The sequence below is a fragment of the Gluconacetobacter entanii genome (assembly GCF_013155425.1).
Lineage (GTDB): Bacteria > Pseudomonadota > Alphaproteobacteria > Acetobacterales > Acetobacteraceae > Novacetimonas > Novacetimonas entanii.
The window spans coordinates 1-409 of record NZ_JABJWD010000032.1; the positions used below are offsets into that span (position 1 = coordinate 1).

At 56.0% G+C, this 409-nt stretch carries 1 pseudogene; it reads left to right on the forward strand.

Annotation, left to right across the window (positions count from 1 at the left end):
- Nucleotides 1–409 (forward strand): annotated as a pseudogene (locus tag HNH97_RS06330) (IS1595 family transposase); the annotation flags it as partial.

Consider the following 409-nt stretch of genomic DNA (forward strand, 5'->3'; position numbering starts at 1 on the left):
CTTCTGGAGCACTTCGTGGCGGGAACGCCCGCCCGGAGCGCTGCCGAACTTGTCGGCGTCAATCGCAATACAGCGACCCTGTATTACCGGAAATTGCGAGAGATCATCGCGGAACAGATTGCTCATGAGGCACCGGTCTCAGGTGAAATCGAAGTCGATGAGAGCTATTTCGGTGGACATCGCAAAGGAAAACGGGGCCGGGGTGCTGCCGGGAAAGTGGCTGTCTTTGGCCTGCTGAAACGGCATGGCCGCGTCCATGCCGTCATGATCCCCAATGCCGGGCATCAGACGCTGATGTCGATCATTCGAAAGAAAGTGCAGCCGGATTTCAATCGTCTACAGCGATTCCTGGCACGCTTACGACAAACTGGATGTCTCGGAATTTCATCACGAACGCATCGATCACAGC